Source organism: Providencia sp. PROV150 (assembly GCF_028481025.1).
In the GTDB taxonomy this organism is placed as follows: Bacteria; Pseudomonadota; Gammaproteobacteria; order Enterobacterales; family Enterobacteriaceae; genus Providencia; species Providencia hangzhouensis.
In genome coordinates, this window is record NZ_JAMPPJ010000001.1 from 376,973 (window position 1) to 393,034 (window position 16,062).

At 38.4% G+C, this 16,062-nt stretch carries 19 protein-coding genes; 12 read left to right on the top strand and 7 right to left on the bottom strand.

Features of this window, described 5'->3' with window-relative positions; genetic code table 11:
- Window positions 1-298: 298 nt before the first annotated feature.
- From PSE83_RS01805 to PSE83_RS01825, 5 genes are all read left to right on the top strand, one after another.
- Window positions 299-1,228 carry a Gfo/Idh/MocA family protein gene (locus PSE83_RS01805; protein WP_004263974.1) on the top strand — a complete coding sequence of 310 codons (930 nt, stop codon included), beginning with the start codon at window positions 299-301 and terminating at the stop codon, window positions 1,226-1,228.
- An 80-nt stretch (window positions 1,229-1,308) separates the two neighbouring features.
- Window positions 1,309-1,746 (top strand): hypothetical protein, encoded by a 438-nt coding sequence (locus tag PSE83_RS01810; RefSeq protein WP_004263976.1) that lies wholly within the window; start codon window positions 1,309-1,311, stop codon window positions 1,744-1,746.
- A 114-nt stretch (window positions 1,747-1,860) separates the two neighbouring features.
- Entirely contained in the window at window positions 1,861-2,289 is a 429-nt protein-coding gene (locus PSE83_RS01815; protein WP_004263978.1) for a universal stress protein, read from the top strand.
- Between the two features lie 125 nt (window positions 2,290-2,414).
- Window positions 2,415-2,750: a hypothetical protein gene (locus tag PSE83_RS01820; protein WP_004263981.1), complete on the top strand. Its 336-nt coding sequence runs from the start codon at window positions 2,415-2,417 to the stop codon at window positions 2,748-2,750.
- 168 nt (window positions 2,751-2,918) lie between these two features.
- Window positions 2,919-3,356: a universal stress protein gene (locus tag PSE83_RS01825; protein WP_004263984.1), complete on the top strand. Its 438-nt coding sequence runs from the start codon at window positions 2,919-2,921 to the stop codon at window positions 3,354-3,356.
- A gap of 53 nt (window positions 3,357-3,409) precedes the next feature.
- Here the strand turns inward: PSE83_RS01825 and PSE83_RS01830 are convergent, their stop codons facing one another.
- Window positions 3,410-3,703, bottom strand: coding sequence for a DUF5339 family protein (locus tag PSE83_RS01830; RefSeq protein ID WP_036958707.1), 294 nt, complete (start codon window positions 3,701-3,703; stop codon window positions 3,410-3,412).
- 243 nt (window positions 3,704-3,946) lie between these two features.
- On the opposite strand from PSE83_RS01830, the gene PSE83_RS01835 reads away from it, so the two are divergent.
- Window positions 3,947-4,348, top strand: a complete 402-nt coding sequence (locus tag PSE83_RS01835; RefSeq protein ID WP_050763787.1) for a hypothetical protein — start codon at window positions 3,947-3,949, stop codon at window positions 4,346-4,348.
- Here the strand turns inward: PSE83_RS01835 and PSE83_RS01840 are convergent.
- Window positions 4,345-4,986, bottom strand: coding sequence for a TetR/AcrR family transcriptional regulator (locus PSE83_RS01840; protein WP_004263990.1), 642 nt, complete (start codon window positions 4,984-4,986; stop codon window positions 4,345-4,347). The genes PSE83_RS01835 and PSE83_RS01840 overlap by 4 nt on opposite strands.
- A 198-nt stretch (window positions 4,987-5,184) precedes the next feature.
- On the opposite strand from PSE83_RS01840, the gene PSE83_RS01845 reads away from it, so the two are divergent.
- The 4 genes from PSE83_RS01845 to phoH all read left to right on the top strand — a co-directional run bounded on the left by PSE83_RS01845 (window position 5,185) and on the right by phoH (window position 8,991).
- Window positions 5,185-5,997, top strand: a complete 813-nt coding sequence (locus PSE83_RS01845) for a threonine/serine ThrE exporter family protein (protein WP_004263992.1) — start codon at window positions 5,185-5,187, stop codon at window positions 5,995-5,997.
- Entirely contained in the window at window positions 5,988-6,458 is a 471-nt protein-coding gene (locus tag PSE83_RS01850) for a threonine/serine exporter (protein WP_004263995.1), read from the top strand. Before PSE83_RS01845 ends, PSE83_RS01850 begins: the two co-directional genes overlap by 10 nt.
- Before the next feature lie 298 nt (window positions 6,459-6,756).
- On the top strand, window positions 6,757-7,710 hold the full coding sequence (locus PSE83_RS01855) for an endonuclease (protein ID WP_226616991.1): 954 nt from the start codon (window positions 6,757-6,759) through the stop codon (window positions 7,708-7,710).
- 495 nt (window positions 7,711-8,205) lie between these two features.
- A complete protein-coding gene (gene phoH, locus PSE83_RS01860) occupies window positions 8,206-8,991 on the top strand; it encodes a phosphate starvation-inducible protein PhoH (protein WP_094962486.1) in 786 nt (261 codons plus the stop codon).
- Window positions 8,992-9,065: 74 nt separating this feature from the next.
- Here the strand turns inward: phoH and zinT are convergent, their stop codons facing one another.
- Window positions 9,066-9,710: a metal-binding protein ZinT gene (gene zinT / locus PSE83_RS01865; RefSeq protein ID WP_004264004.1), complete on the bottom strand. Its 645-nt coding sequence runs from the start codon at window positions 9,708-9,710 to the stop codon at window positions 9,066-9,068.
- A gap of 217 nt (window positions 9,711-9,927) precedes the next feature.
- The gene (locus PSE83_RS01870) at window positions 9,928-10,767 is read right to left on the bottom strand and encodes a siderophore-interacting protein (protein ID WP_096863987.1); all 840 of its coding nucleotides are present in this window, start codon (window positions 10,765-10,767) and stop codon (window positions 9,928-9,930) included.
- Window positions 10,768-11,024: 257 nt separating this feature from the next.
- On the opposite strand from PSE83_RS01870, the gene PSE83_RS01875 reads away from it, so the two are divergent.
- Window positions 11,025-11,867, top strand: coding sequence for a hypothetical protein (locus tag PSE83_RS01875; RefSeq protein ID WP_004264007.1), 843 nt, complete (start codon window positions 11,025-11,027; stop codon window positions 11,865-11,867).
- Between the two features lie 5 nt (window positions 11,868-11,872).
- Here the strand turns inward: PSE83_RS01875 and PSE83_RS01880 are convergent, their stop codons facing one another.
- Genes PSE83_RS01880 through PSE83_RS01890 form a run of 3 tightly spaced genes read right to left on the bottom strand, consistent with a single transcriptional unit; the run spans window position 11,873 to window position 14,346 of the window.
- Window positions 11,873-12,052 carry a DUF2474 domain-containing protein gene (locus tag PSE83_RS01880; protein ID WP_050763788.1) on the bottom strand — a complete coding sequence of 60 codons (180 nt, stop codon included), beginning with the start codon at window positions 12,050-12,052 and terminating at the stop codon, window positions 11,873-11,875.
- Window positions 12,009-13,019, bottom strand: coding sequence for a cytochrome d ubiquinol oxidase subunit II (gene cydB, locus PSE83_RS01885; RefSeq protein ID WP_004264011.1), 1,011 nt, complete (start codon window positions 13,017-13,019; stop codon window positions 12,009-12,011). Before cydB ends, PSE83_RS01880 begins: the two co-directional genes overlap by 44 nt.
- The gene (locus PSE83_RS01890) at window positions 13,009-14,346 is read right to left on the bottom strand and encodes a cytochrome ubiquinol oxidase subunit I (RefSeq protein ID WP_164565325.1); all 1,338 of its coding nucleotides are present in this window, start codon (window positions 14,344-14,346) and stop codon (window positions 13,009-13,011) included. Before PSE83_RS01890 ends, cydB begins: the two co-directional genes overlap by 11 nt.
- Window positions 14,347-14,593: 247 nt before the next feature.
- On the opposite strand from PSE83_RS01890, the gene PSE83_RS01895 reads away from it, so the two are divergent.
- Complete coding sequence (locus PSE83_RS01895; RefSeq protein ID WP_004264022.1) at window positions 14,594-16,018, top strand: aminotransferase-like domain-containing protein; 1,425 nt, start codon at window positions 14,594-14,596, stop codon at window positions 16,016-16,018.
- Window positions 16,019-16,062: the final 44 nt, after the last annotated feature.

Below are 16,062 nucleotides of genomic sequence, written 5' to 3' on the forward strand. Positions count from 1 at the left end.
ATAAAGTTGGCCTGCTAAACTGGAAGCAATGTGAGCAATGTCGTTTGTGATAAACCTGAGTGATTTACTCAAGTATTCACGAGGTAAAAGATAACCATTCTCATTTAAGAAATCAACCCTTTTTTTTATGTAGTTACTCATTCTCATTCTTCACTTGATTTTGTTTTTTATTTATAAAAAACAAAATGTTGTATATTTATTTCTAATTAAAATTACGTTATTACCCCAAAAAAAATTTTTTAATTGATATTAATGAGATTATTCTTGCTCAGATTAATCATTAATAGGCGTGTTTACGATGCGAAAATTAAAGTTAGGTGTAGTTGGCTTAGGTTCTATTGCACAAAAAGCGTATTTACCGGTTTTAACGAAAGAAGAAAATTGGGAGTTAGTTGGCGCTTTTTCTCCTAATCAATCAAAGGCAAAATTAGTTTGTGATAGTTATCGAATCCTCCTGTTTAGCAATATTGACGCACTAGCACAGCAATGTGATGCTATTTTTGTTCATAGTGCGACGAAAAGCCATTTTGAAGTAATCAAGCGGCTATTAGAGGCAAACGTCCATATCTATGTTGATAAGCCATTGACTGAATTAACTGAACAATCCGAGCAATTAATTGAGTTTGCAGCGCGACGCCAGAAAATGTTAATGGTTGGGTTTAACCGCCGCTTCTCGCCATTTTATTTGGCAGTTAAACAGGATATTAAAAATATCACGTCTATTCGTATGGATAAGCACCGTATGAACAGCGTAGGGCCGAATGACGCTAGATTTACGTTATTAGATGATTATTTGCATATTGTTGATACTGTAATGTGGATAGCGCAAAAAAATGTAGAATTAATCAGTGGTAGTATTCATAACACAAATGCTGGTGAGCTATTTTATGCAGAGCACCATATGCAAGCTGGCCAAAGTTGGCTAACAACATCGATGCATCGCAAAGCAGGAAGCCAACAAGAGCAACTTATTGTGGTGGCTGAAGACAGTATTCACCAAATAACCAATATGAACCATTGGTGGAACGAAAATGCCATTGGGATTAGCGAGAGAAAACCGGCTAATTGGGATTCGATTTTAGTTCAACGCGGCTTTGATGGTGCAATTCGCCATTTTATTGATTCTGTTTCAAATCAAACTCAACCGTTGGTCAGTGGCGAAGAGGGCTTGAAGGCTCAAAGAATGGTTGAAAAGATGATATCTACAGCGAATACAATCAGTGATTAATTATCTTCTATGTTAAAAGTCATTATCTATTTTATTAAACAGTAAATTTTTAGTATCTCATTACTTTATAGGAACGCGAGATGATACATTTACAAGATAGCTCTGATGTATTGTTTGTTGCAGGATTTGGACCAATAGTTACAGATTATAAAAAAAGTCACTCTTTTTATCTTGAGTTGTTAAAGCTACCTTTAAAACCAATTGAAGAAGGGAGCCAATATTTAACTTGTGAGCAAGAAGGGCTAGAAGGTGTCAAACATTTTGCACTTTGGCCTATAGAGCAAGCCGCTCAATCGTGTTTTGGTCAAGGTGAATGGCCTAAAAACATACCTACCCCGCAAAGCTGGATGGAGTTTGAGGTTTCAGACATTGAAAAAATTACAAAAATTTGCCTTAAAGAAGGTTATGTCTTATTAGTTAATAACCGAATGGAACCTTGGGGGCAAACAGTCACAAGGTTATTAAGTCCTGAAGGTATGTTAGTTGGTTTAACTGTAACGCCATGGCTAAGGGAATAGCTTGTTTTTATTTGTAGTTAGAGATCTCATTTATCTTTGTGGATAAGAGACATTTATTAGTAATTGTTTATAATTTTGTTGTAGAACTTCATTTTAACTATTTTAGGAGGGGTTATGTATAAAACGATTCTGGTCCCTATCGACTTAACAGAAGATGAATTAACCAGTAAAGCAGTCCGTCACGCGGTTAATCTTGCAAAGCAATCCGGTGCTAAAATTCATCTTATTCATGTTTTACCCATTTCTTCAGCAATTATTAATGCGTACGCCTTAGGTTACATGGAAATCAAAGACCGTGCGACGGTGAAAGCGGAAGAAGACATGAAAATGTTAATGGATTCAATTGACTTACCTCATGATGATGTTAGTTATACTATAACGTTTGGTTCCCCGCGAGATGAAGTGATTAATACAGCAAAAGACATTAATGCAGATATTATTGTTATTGGTTCTCGTCGTCCAAATATTACAACTCATCTTTTAGGGTCAACAGCCGCGGGAATAGTGCGCTACGCGGAAACATCAGTACTGGTTGTACGTTAATAATTAGAGAAGAACCTGCTTATCGGGTGGGTTCTTTGTTATTTGATTATGTATATTGCCAATTTAATTAATTTTAGTATTCAAGTTAATTGATCTTACTTATAACAAGGTGAGTTTGAGTCAATATGGAAAAGTTTTCGCAAGAATTACTGCGTGTTGAACACTTTGTTCTGAGAGTTTTGCGTTTTTATTTACTCGCACTTTTGATTTTTTTTCTTGGCTTATTACCCGGTATAGTTGGTTTTTATTTTATTGAAGGTCACTCAGTTGTTGAGTCAATGCTTAATGCGTTGTCTATGTTGAGTGGACAAGCTATTGAGCCGGCTCCTATTACACGAGGAGGTCGTTTCTTTATTGCTATTTATGGTCTATTTTTACAAAGCGTTTTTATTATCAGTATTGGATTAATCGTAACTCCTTTTATTCATCGCGTTTTGCATAAATGGCATTTAGAAGAATAATTTTTGTTGTAATAGTAAGGGGCTTCACAGCTTTTTTTAGTGTAGTAAGACTATACTTAGAAGAGTAAAAGGACAATATTCACCCGCTACGCCTAATAACCAAGTTGTAAAAATACACAACAATACAGCTTGAATAAAAATGTAAACATAACTAATAAGGGGCATCATATGTATAAAACAATTTTGGTTCCTGTGGATATATCTGAAGATGTACTAACAGATAATGCATTAAAACATGCTATTTATTTAGCAAAAATTTCAGATGCGAAAATTCACTTATTTCACTCAGTTCCGGATGTTTCAAGATTTTCAATGAGCTACAGTTATCATTATGATTTATTGTCCTCATTTGCTAAAAAAGCACTTGAACGTTCAGAAGAACAGTTAAAAGAAATTATTGAAAAAATTGATTATCCGTCAGACAAAATCTCTTATAAGGTTGAGTTTGGTTCACCAAGAGACAAAGTTTTATCAGAAGCTGAAGCTATTGATGCTGATCTTATTGTTATCGGCTCACGCAATCCAAGTATTTCAACGCATTTATTAGGTTCAAATGCTTCTGGGATTGTTTCCTATGCTAAGATTTCGGTTCTTGTGGTTCGATAAAATAAAATAGCCTGCTTAGCAGGCTATTTTTTGTCTATTAAAAGCGAACAAATCTAGGGGGTTTTAACCGCTTCTTTGGCTTGCTCAATTGCTTTAAGTGCTTGGCTACAAGCTTGCTCTTGTGCATCATCAGGGTAGCTAGCAAGGGCTTTTTTCGCTTCCTCTAATTGTGACTTCATTAATGCAATTTGTTCACCTGCATTGGCTTCATCTTTATATTGTTCTTCAGCTTGCTTAACAAGGTCGTTCATTTCTTTGAAATAAGTATCACAGGTAGCACCTGCATTTGCATTAAATGCAGTGAAAGCCATTAAAAGGCTAAATGCAATTGGAAGAGTTTTTTTCATCATATTTTCGCTTTTAAAATTCATAATATCGTCAGAATAACATCCCATATTCAAAAACGCATCACTCGAACACGTGAATGTTTTTAATTGATAAATTTTTACTGCATATTGAGAGTATTCCTGTTAGTAACTCGGGGTAATAGCATAATTTGCAAAACACAAATGATAATCATTCTTGACTGTGTGCAATGTAAAAGTGTACATTTGAGTACACTTTGAGTAATGATGACAAAAGAGATGATTATGATGAACAAAAAGATGATAAAAACAGAAAGCTGGCCAATCTGTGAGATGAATGTATTTCCTTCAACGATGGATGAAACCCGTTTATGGTTAGAGGAAATGGATATGCTATTGGCAAGAAGAAATGAGTTTGTATTGATATATCCTCCGGTGGTTAAAAAAGAAAAACCATCCTTAGAAGATATGGAAAGCATGAAATATATACGTCGTTGGTTAAAAGATGCAAAAGAAGCGATGGAGCAACATTGTCGTGCTCTGGTTGTTACCCTACAACCTGACGGGCGAGATCAAGAAGAAATGGAACGAATGGCACCCATGCTGTCTGCGTTGTACGGCCCTCAAGTTTTAATCGCAAATAATTCCATGGCAGCCAAAGAACAAGCCCAATCAGTTCTAGCTTAGTCGGCTGTGGTTTTACTGATTTTACGGATATAACTGGCGATGATATCGACAGACATAGCAATTTGCTGTTGAATAAATTCATCGCTGGGCTTGAAATCAGCAATACAGAAAGTGGTGATAAACACATCCGCTTTTAGCATTTCTAGGTAGCGTGAAGAAATGCTTAACAATGTTTTTTCATCCACTTTAACGTCAGGAAGCAAAGCCAATTTTTGTGTCAACAGACGATAGCTTTTTACTGGACCTTGCTCAAAAAATGCGTGAGTTATTTCTGGGAAACGGTTGTATTCACCTAAAATTAACCGGTATAACCCAATGGATTCAGGCTTAAGCACATTCAATAAAAATCGAGAACCATAAAAAGAAAGTATGGACTCAATCGTATCCAGTGGTGGTGTTTTTTCGTCGGGCTCTTGAAAAATATCATCAATCATTGATGCAATAACCGCAGCAAATAACCCTTCTTTATCACCAAAATTTTTATATAAGGTTGAGCGAGAGCCCCCTGCACGTTCAATAATCATATCCAGAGTTGCGCCTTCAAACCCATATTGCAGAAAAATTTCAGTTGCTGCAGTGATCAACGCCTGATGCCGACGTTGGCCTTTTGGGGTTTTAGCTTTTAGAGGGCTATTCATGAATGGTTAATCCTACAATTTGTCTTCAATAAGAAAATAACATAACAAATTTTACGAAATAGTTTAAATCACGTTACCTCAATCACAGATTTACCTGAAAGAGATCATCATTTAAGCTGATATTTGTCTTTATGATATTTATAAAGATTAACATGTTTAGGTAGATATCTGAATGGTTGTCACAATGTTGGGGGCAAGATGACAGAGCATGTATTAAATGAGCAAAAAACAGACCAAGATGATCCTGTTAATCAGCAACGTGAGGTAACTCGGCTATGTATTGAGTGTGGTTTATTGTTATTGCAACATGGCGCTGAAAGTATGCTCGTTGAACAATTGACGACCCGTTTGGGTATTGCACTTGGAGCAAGCCAAGTCGATAGTGCTATTTCATCTAATTCATTAGTTTTAACCACTATAATTGATGGTCGCTGCTTAACGTCAACACGACGCATTATTGACCGCGGTATAAATATGCATGTTGTTACTGAAGTTCAACATGCAGTCATCCTAGTCGAACATCATTTGTTAGACCGAAAACAATTAAAAAAGAAATTATTATCAATTAAACCGTTGCGTTATCCTCGATGGTTAATGGTGCTGATGGTGGCACTATCTTGTGCTTGTTTTAGTAGGTTGAATGGCGGTGGATGGGAGAGTGCGTTAATTACATTTTTAGCCAGCGGTTGTGCAATGTATGTGCGGCAAGTGTTAACTTCCCATCAAATGAATCCGTTAATTAATTTTTGTATTACTGCCTTTGTTGCTACCACGGTCTCAGGTTTATTATTGAAAATACCGTATTTGGCTGTGACTGAAACAATTTCGATGGCTGCCAGTGTATTGCTTTTAGTTCCCGGCTTTCCATTAATTAATGCAGTCGCTGATATGTTTAAAGGGCATGTTAATACAGGATTAGCGCGTTGGACAATGGCGAGCCTTCTCACTTTGGCTACCTGTATTGGGGTTGTGTTAGCAATGACAATCTGGGGTTTAAAAGAATGGGCATAGAATTTCTATTCTCTTTATGTGAGAAAATGCTATTAGCCGCTATACCGGCAGCAGGGTTTGCTATGGTATTTAATGTGCCTGTAAGGGCATTGAAATATTGTGCCTTATTGGGTGCTATTGGCTATGGCTTTAGAATGATACTGATGACATTAGGATTGCAAATTGAGTGGGCAAGTTTTCTTGCTGCAATTTTAATCGGTATTATCGGTATTCAGTGGTCGCGTTGGTGGTTAGCTCATCCTAAAGTGTTTACTGTTGCTGCCGTGATCCCGATGTTCCCAGGTATTAGTGCCTATATTGCAATGATTTCAGTCGTGAAAATATCGCAATTTGGCTATAACCCTGAATTAGTTGAGATTTTAGTGACTAATTTTTTAAAAGCCTCTTTCATTGTTGGAGCCTTGTCTATTGGTATTTCTTTACCTGGTTTATGGTTATATCGCAAAAGACCAAGCGTGTAATTTTTAATGGTGTGGCTTACTGGCATTCTCGTTATGTGAGTAAGTCATACTTTACTTTTTACTAATAAGACTTAGATATCCTATTAAAGCTGCATAAATTCCGATATGGATGGTGAACCATAAAATTGGGTCATCGCTGATATCATTTATGCTACTATTTGATTAGAATATGTGATATTTCTTCTTATGCATTAATGTGTTAGAGGAAAAACTAATGCATTTATATTAATTCTTCGCATATATTCTTATTAGTGGTGTTATTTTGAAACAATTTAGCTTGTCCAAATATTATCAATTCATTTTTTCGATTCTATTATTTCTTTTCTCTGCTTTTTCATTTTCCGCACCAAATTCGTTTACAGAAGCTAAAGTGCTAAGTAAAACGCAGGTTTATGCAGATCAAAATCATCAAGGAGAGGGAACAATATATTGTGGTTGCCAGTGGGAATGGGTAGGAAAAAGCGGGGGAAAGGTTGACTTAGCCTCTTGTGGCTACCAAGTGCGTAAACAACAGAACCGAGCTGAGCGTATTGAATGGGAGCATATTGTTCCAGCATGGGTGTTTGGTCATCAAAGGCAATGCTGGCAAAAAGGGGGGCGGAAAAACTGTGTGTCTAGTGACCCTATTTTTGGCCGAATGGAAGCAGATATGCATAATTTAGCGCCTTCTATTGGTGAAGTGAATGGTGATAGAAGCAATTTTAGTTTTGGGCAATTATCCACTAATACACCGTATCCATACGGAATGTGCCGTAGCCGAGTTGATTTTAAACAAAAAGTCTTTGAGCCAAGAGATGAAGCCAAAGGGCAGGTAGCTCGAGTATATTTTTATATGCATGACCGCTATAACTTGTCTATGTCACGTCAACAACAACAGTTATTGATGGCTTGGGATAATAAATATCCTCCAACCTCTTGGGAAATCAAGCGAGATAATCGAATCGCTAAGGTAATGGGGCATCATAACCCATTTGTGACAGGGGAGAAAAAATGGAATTTAAATCATAAAAATAGCGCAGAGGGAGTTAATATTTCACCAGTCTCACCCTTAAATCAGCCTCAAGTAATAGAAGATAAATCTATTGTATCAGATGCGGTTGAAATTAAAGGTAATCGTAATTCTAAAAAATATCATTTTTCACATTGCGCTAGCTTCAATACCATCGCTGATAAAAATGCCGTCATTTTCACTGACGAACAATCGGCTAAAGCCGCAGGTTTTGAGTTAGCGGGAAATTGTAAAATACGCTAATTATCCTTTCAAACCACAATAGTTAACTAACTGATTATTGTGGTTTTACTTTTTTTGTTTTTATGTGTGATAACGAAAAATTTTAATAAACGCCCAAAATTTTGTTAGAAAAATGTTGCTTTATCAAAAAAAATGACGCTATATTTAAAGCAGTGAAAACTGCAATAAAAACATGGACTCATTGGGGCACAAAAAATATTGCAGTTCGTCATATTACTGTCACATAGATTCATTAGTTTAAAAGTATCGCTGTTACAGGAGAAACTAATGGGAAATAAGTGTTTGTACACGAGAATACAAAGCCGGTTACCACTCCATCATGAGATTTCCATGGTGAGATTGGTAACCGGTTTTTTTATTAGCCGAGTTATGGCATGGAGTTACAGCCACATAATAGATATTTGATATTAACTTTGAGCTTGAAGGGAGCTCGCCTCTGTTTTGAATAGTCCGTCATTTGAATTGACATCACTGATACCTGGAAGGGTTAATACTATGAGTAGACAGAAAGCTGCAACAAAGGCACGCCGTGAAATGAAACGTTCATCACGCAAAGATCGCTCAGGTCGTTTTGATATCAATAACGTCGCATCATTTGCTGAATTTACTGGCATTGAAGCTATCGGTATGGCAAAAGAACGGCGTGATGAATCCCCTATATTGCCCAGAAATGAAGCTCAAAAACTCTATATTAATTCCATTAAACATAAGCAATTAATTTTTGCGAATGGCGAAGCGGGATGTGGTAAAACTTACATCAGTACTGCACTTGCGGCTGATGCGTTAATTCATAAAGATATCAATAAGATCATTGTGACAAGGCCCGTTCTTCAAGCGGAGGAAGATCTCGGTTTTTTACCGGGGGATATGTCAGAAAAGTTTGCGCCTTACTTTCGCCCAGTCTATGACGTCTTGGTGAAAAGGCTCGGCGCATCTTTTTTGCAATATTGTTTGCGTCCCGAAATTGCTAAAGTGGAAATAGCCCCATTTGCTTATATGCGAGGCCGAACATTTGAAAATGCCGTCGTGATATTAGATGAGGCTCAGAATGTCACAGTCACTCAAATGAAAATGTTTTTAACTCGGCTTGGTGAAAATGTGACGGTGATAGTCAATGGTGATGTGACCCAGTGTGATTTACCAGAAGGTGTGTCTTCAGGGTTAGCTGATGCATTACAACGTTTTAGTAGTGATGAAATGGTTTCAATGGTGAATTTTACTATAGAGGATTGTGTGAGATCACAATTATGCCATAAGGCATTATTGGCTTATAACCACTAATTAGCATTGCTATTAACTATATGCCCCGCGATTTACCCACGGGGCATAGGTTAGACTCCTATATAGGAAGCCGATTAGTGATAGAGCATCTCATGTACGATTTGCTCATCTGTGAGGGTATATGGGTAATAAGTTGGCCAATTTTCTAGCTGACTTAATAATTTTTCCTGAGATTCATTTCCCATGTATAGGTGGAAATGCCCCGAGGCTTGTGGTTCAATAATATGGTCACTAAACTGGATAAATTTAGGCGCTTTTGAGTTTGCATCTTTGCATTCAAATAAGTAACGAACGCCTTTTTTTCCTGAAGTATAATGAAGAATTTTGTAACCGGCGTAGTCATATTTACAGCTACTTACAGTACCATTTTGAGTAAACTCAATAACATCGTTTTCAATACCAATACTGTCAACATCAGTGGCATAACCTTTTTTATAATATTCACGATACTCTTCAACAGTTTTGTCTTTATTTTTCTTCGCTTTACTTTCTAGAACCTCATCAAGTTTTCCATTTAATAGCAATGGATTAACAGATTCCCAGATGCCTTGCCAGTCACTAAGAGATCTATCTTTGACGTCAGTATCTTCAAAAATCCCTTTTGAAGCTTGTAGCGCTTTCTCTGATTGTGGATGGGAGTGACTATGTGAGCCATGAGCAGCAGCAGTATAGCTAGTGAGAGCTAATGCAATATAAAGACTAGTTTTTAAAATTGCCATTTTGTACACAGTGGTTTTCCTATTTTTGTAGTGAATATAACGACCATAAAAACTATTATGTTATAACATAACATTTATGGATATGAAAAGTATTTTAGGGAGTTTATTGTTGAGGAATATAATGGTTAACAACTTGATGAAGACAGGCAAGATCAGGAAATGAGTTCGCTTATTAGAATTTATAAACCAATAAGCGAACTAAATATTTGAAGTGAAGTTAATCGTCAGGATTATCCATTACAGCATGGCGCTCATGATGGTAACCTTCCTCATCATAGCCATATCGCCAGTAAGGGATCGCATAGATATCATCACGACCAAAACCTTTTTCACGACGAATATAACGACGCAAATCACGAATAATTTGGTCTTCACCCGCAATCCAGAAAGCGCAGTCGCTGCTTGGGATGTCCCAAGACTTAAATGTGCTAATTAATTCAGCGGTTTTGGTGATATCACCACAAACCCAAATCACCTCAACTTGTTCAGGTTTTTTTAGTTCTCTTACGTCTTTTGGGTTATCTAATCGTAGTACAACTTTGCCTTGGGCATTCGCTGGCATTTTTTCTAATAATGCGGCGATAGCGGGTAGGGAACTTGAATCACCAGCCATGAAGTAATGTTGTCTGGCAGGTAATAATGGGTCTGGGCCACCTGGATTGGTAATTCCCATCCAATTTCCTGGTTTTGCATCCCGAGCAAATAGATATGCAGGGCCAGTTGCGCCATCATGCATAGCAAATTCAATATCTATCTCGCTAACTTCTGGACGGATGGCTCTGACGGTATAGGTACGAACAAATGGGCGAGGTTTGTCTTCTGGCCAGCTACGGCCTTCTTTACTTAGGATAGGGAGTGCGGGCTGGCTGATTAAATCAGGGGCTAAAAATATTTTCAGGTGCCCACCTTCACAATCTGTTGGGTATGTATTGAGTCTTTCACCGGTGAAAGTAATACTACGAATAGATGGGCTGATATCGGTAATCGATTTAACTTGAATAAGTTGTGGTGGAGCCGGGCGATAGATATTCTTTTCAACTGTCTGTTCAGTAGCCACGGACGTTCTCCTATGTGTTAATGATAATTTTATTATTTGGTAATTATTATCATTATCATGAATAAATTAAAAGGTTGCAAGAGGGAAACACTGATTGCAGCTGATAAATGATGGCTACGAACTTGAGCGAGTTTAGTGCTATCAGCGGTTCTTATGGTAAATATATCGCAGTGTCTTGTGTCGTTTCTTTAAATACAAATAGGCGTGATAGATTTATGCTGCGTATCAGTTATTCACTATTATAAGAGACAATCGTCATGAGAATAAATAAACAAAGAACACAGGATATCTGTTTTTCACAATTATCACCCAGAAATGAGACGAGAATTGAATCACATATTGTTAATATTAAAAATTTATCATCACTACCTTCATTAAACTCATTATATAAGGCTGATAGCGATAAGAAACACATCACATTATTAAAAAAAGCGGATGATTGCCTGTTGCAAACACGTTCTTATTTTAAGGGAAGTCCTAATAAATCAGCAAATAAAATCAGGTTAAATCGTACTGTTCAACAACATCAAAATTGTTTAGAACAGTTAAGCAAAAATAGAGCCATTAAAGATAAAAAAGCTTTTTTACTCGCAGCCATTCAATCTAAAACGGGGAATTGCGGTGAATTAGCGGAAATTTGTTATGTTTTATCATGTCATGCTGGTCTTAATCCAAATTTTGTCCGGTTAATAGATGTGAAAAATAAACGTTTTGATCATATTTTTTGTCAAATTGCTATCAATGGGCAAGATTATAATATTGATCCATGGGCAAATATTGTATGTAAAAAAGAAGACTATAACGACCTCTTAAAAACAAAAATAGCTGACTGGAATAGCAAAGGTAAATATTTAGCTCAAGATTTAAATTGGAGTAATATTGGAAGCTATCTTGAAACAAAAAATAGTGAAATACTGGGTGAAAATAAAATTACCATGGTAGATATCGATAATATGGTTGAAGTGTATAATGGGAAGTATAATGATTTGGATAAATTAGCCGAGGCGTCTTTTTTGCGGCGGTCAAATTCATCACACCCGACAGTGCCTTTCCTGAAAAGTCTAAAAATGCCGCGTAAAAATTTATGCGGCATTCAGTAAGTTGATTACTTCACTTTCATTCCAGCGGCGGTCATCATCAATTTAAACACTGACGAAAATGCAAATAAAGCAAGTACACTTCCGAACCAGATAATGGCCATCCAACCGAGTTTTTTCCACCAAGGGGAGGCTGCCACGTTATCAGTGGTAGCCTTGTTCTGGGGTAATTTTTCCTCTGAAGACATAGTAACTCCAATAGGTATAAACCAAAATAACAGGAATAATGAATAACGCACCCACTAACATAAAGCCTAAACTTTCGGATGGGCCTGCGGCATCACGGAAACTTATTGCAGGTGGAATGAGCGTTGGCCAGATGCTGATACCTAGACCAGTAAACCCAAGGAAAATTAACATTAAAGCCGCTAAGAATGGCACGCTGTCATGTTGTTGGCGCTTAGCGTTTTTTAGGATCAACCAAGTACAGGCTAATACCAGTAACGGAACAGGTAAAAAGAAGAACAGGTTCGGCAGTGAGAACCAACGCTCAAAGATTGCCTCATTTAACATTGGGGTCCAGAAGCTGATTACCGCAATGACCGCTAACATCAGTAATGTTAATGGTTTTAGAACGCGATACATTGTGCTACGTAAGTGGCCTTCAGTTTTCATGATTAACCAGCCACAAGCTAGTAGTGCATAAGCGACCACGAGGCCAAATCCGCAAAATAGTGGGAAAGGCGCGAACCAATCGAAGTAACCCCCCATGTAAACACGGTTTTCCACATGGAAGCCTTGGATAAAGGCACCAACTACCACACCTTGAACAAAGGTGGCAAAAATTGAACCCCAAATAAAGGCGTGATCCCAATGGCGGCGGTGTGATTCGTCTGCTCTAAAGCGAAACTCAAAGGCGACACCACGGAAAATCAAGGCCAATAACATGAAAGTTAACGGAATTGACAAGGCATCAAGGACAATCGCATAAGCGAGAGGAAAGGCACCAAATAAAGCGGCTCCACCTAAAACTAACCAAGTTTCATTGCCATCCCACACAGGGGCAACGCTATTCATCATCAGATCACGGTCTTGGCTATCTTTTAGCGCAGGGTAAAGGATCCCAATGCCTAAATCGAACCCATCCATAACAATATACATCAACATACTAAATACGATGATGACAAACCAAATGAGAGGTAAATCAATGCCCATGAGCTGCGTCCTCCGCGATACCTTTACGAATTAATTTCATCATGTACATGTAGCCGATACCGAAAACCCCACCGTAAACCACAAAGAAGGCGATTAAACTGATGCTCATGTGTATTTCACCATGTGCACTGACCGCATCAGAGGTTCGTTGTAGCCCATAAACAACCCATGGCTGACGGCCTATTTCTGTTGTAAACCAACCGGCTAAAATGGCAATCAAACCAGAGGGTGCCATGACGAACATAAAGCGCAGGAAGGTTTTGGATTCATACAGATTTTTACGATAACGCAGCCATAAACCCCAAACTCCCGCCGCTATCATTAATAAGCCCAACCCGACCATTACACGGAACGACCAGAACACCATAAACACGTTCGGCCTGTCTTCTGGCGCGTATTCTTTTAATGCAGGCACTTGTTTATCAATGCTGTGCGTTAAAATCAGACTCGCCAGATAAGGGATCTCAATGGCATATTCGGTTTTTTCCTTCTCTTGGTTTGGAATACCAAATAAAATTAGAGGGGTGGCTTCACCGGGTTTGTTTTCCCAGTGACCTTCCATTGCGGCCACTTTAACCGGTTGATGTTTAAGTGTGTTTAGGCCGTGAGCATCACCGATTAAAGCTTGAACAGGGGCTAACACTAAAATCAACCACAGGGACATGGAAAACATTTTTTTCATGGCACTGGATTTATTGCCTTTGAGTAAATGCCATGCCGCAGAAGCACCAATAAAGAATGCCGCAGCAAGGAAAGCAGCCGTGGTCATGTGCAATAAACGGTATGGAAACGATGGGTTGAAAATAACCGCAAGCCAATCAACAGGAACAATACGCCCATCGATGATTTCGAAACCTTGCGGTGTTTGCATAAAACTGTTAGATGCCAAAATCCAGAAAGTGGAAATGATGGTACCTAATGCAACCATGCAGGTGGCAAAAAAGTGCAGTTTTTCACCCACTCGGTTCATGCCAAACAGCATGACACCAAGGAAACCGGCTTCAAGAAAGAACGCGGTTAATACCTCATACGTGAGCAATGGGCCGGTAATTCCACCCGCAAAATCTGAAAAGAAACTCCAGTTGGTACCAAATTGGTATGCCATCACCAATCCAGAAACAACGCCCATTCCGAAATTAACCGCAAAAACTTTCGACCAAAAGTGGAACAGTTTTATATAGTCCTCGTCACGAGTTTTAAGCCATAGACCTTGTAGCACCGCAAGGTAACTTGCTAGCCCAATAGTAATGGCTGGAAAAATAATATGAAACGAGACCGTAAAAGCAAATTGTATACGGGCAAGTTCCAGCGCAGTTAGTCCAAACATATTGACCCCTGAGTGGATATGTTAATGGCACGCAATATTTAACGTTTTGATGAGAGCAATTGAGGCGCTAATCCCTAGCAAAAGGAATTGCTCACATCTGAATGCAAAATAACCGCAATTCAACGAAAAATTTTTTGTGCTTATAGTTAAAAAAAAGTCAGGTGAATGTGTGGATAAGTAGAACATGAGACGATAAACTATAATAGTAACAATTATTGGGATATTAACTATAACAGTTGAGGCGGCTATGACGAGATACGAACAATTAGCAGCGCAAATTCGTCAGCAAATTGAAGACAATATCTGGCAAGTGGGCGACAGATTACCTTCATTGAGGGAAAGTGTTAAACAGTCTGGTTTAAGTTTAATGACTGTTGTGCAAGCATATCAGTTACTTGAAAGCCAAGGATGGGTCGTTGCTCGGCCGCAATCAGGGTATTACGTGGCAAACCGCAATAATGCATTTGCTGCCGCAAAAGGAGGAAAAGGGCTACATTTGAATGAAAATGTAGAGATTAATGCCTCTATTTTTGGTGTCCTACAAGCTTGTAAGGACCCGAATATTATCCCATTTGGCTCTGCATTTCCAGAACCCGCCTTATTGGATGATCCAAAACTCGCGAAGTCTCTTGCGTCTGTTGCTAGGCGCTTATCGAAATTTAATACCCCGGCTAATTTGCCTCCTGGTAATGAACAACTGCGTCGTAACATTGCTCAGCGTTATGCAACCCAAGGGATCCATGTCGCTCCGGATGAAATCGTGATTACAGCAGGGGCAATGGAATCTTTAGTTTTGAGTTTACAATCGGTGACTCAGCCCGGGGATTGGGTCGTTATCGAATCTCCTGCATTCTATGGTTCACTTCAGGCAATTGAGCGGTTAAAACTTAAGGCCATTGCCATTAAAACAGACCCGTTATTTGGTATTGATCTTGACGCATTAGAGGATATTGCGAGCAAATATCCAATTAAAGCCTGTTGGCTAATGACGCATTATCAAAATCCATTAGGCGGAACGATGCCGCAAACAAACAAAAGACGTCTGGTCGATATCCTTAATAAGCATCAAATTACTTTAATTGAGGACGATGTTTATGGGGAACTTTATTTTGGTAGCAAACAGCCAATACCCGCAAAGGCACTTGATACTAAAGGTAATTTCTTTCATTGTTCTTCATTTTCGAAATGTTTAGCACCGGGGTATCGTGTGGGTTGGGTGGCCGCAGGACAACACGCGACAAAAATACAACATTTACAAATGATGAGTACAGTTTCTGCCAGCGTTCCCACGCAATTAGCTATTGCGGAGTACTTATCATTAGGGGGATATGACAGCCACCTTCGTAAACTGCGTTTAACGATGGAACAGCGTCAGCACCAAATGTTGAGTGCAATAGCAAAATACATGCCTCAGTCAGTAAAAGTAAATACACCAAAAGGTGGGTATTTTTTATGGCTAGAGTTTGAACCGCCGTTTAATGCAATTCGGTTGTATCAACTCGCACTAAAAGAAGGGATCAGTATCGCGCCGGGAAGCATGTTTTCCACAAGTGACCAGTTTAACCATGCATTTCGTCTTAATGCATCGTTTACATGGAATGAGAGGGTGGAGGAAGCAATGAAAACTTTAGGTCGTTTATGTCACTTTTTAATCAATGAGAGGCGTGATTAGTCACATTATCGTCGTTAATTCATTGCCCTGAAAGATTAACTTTG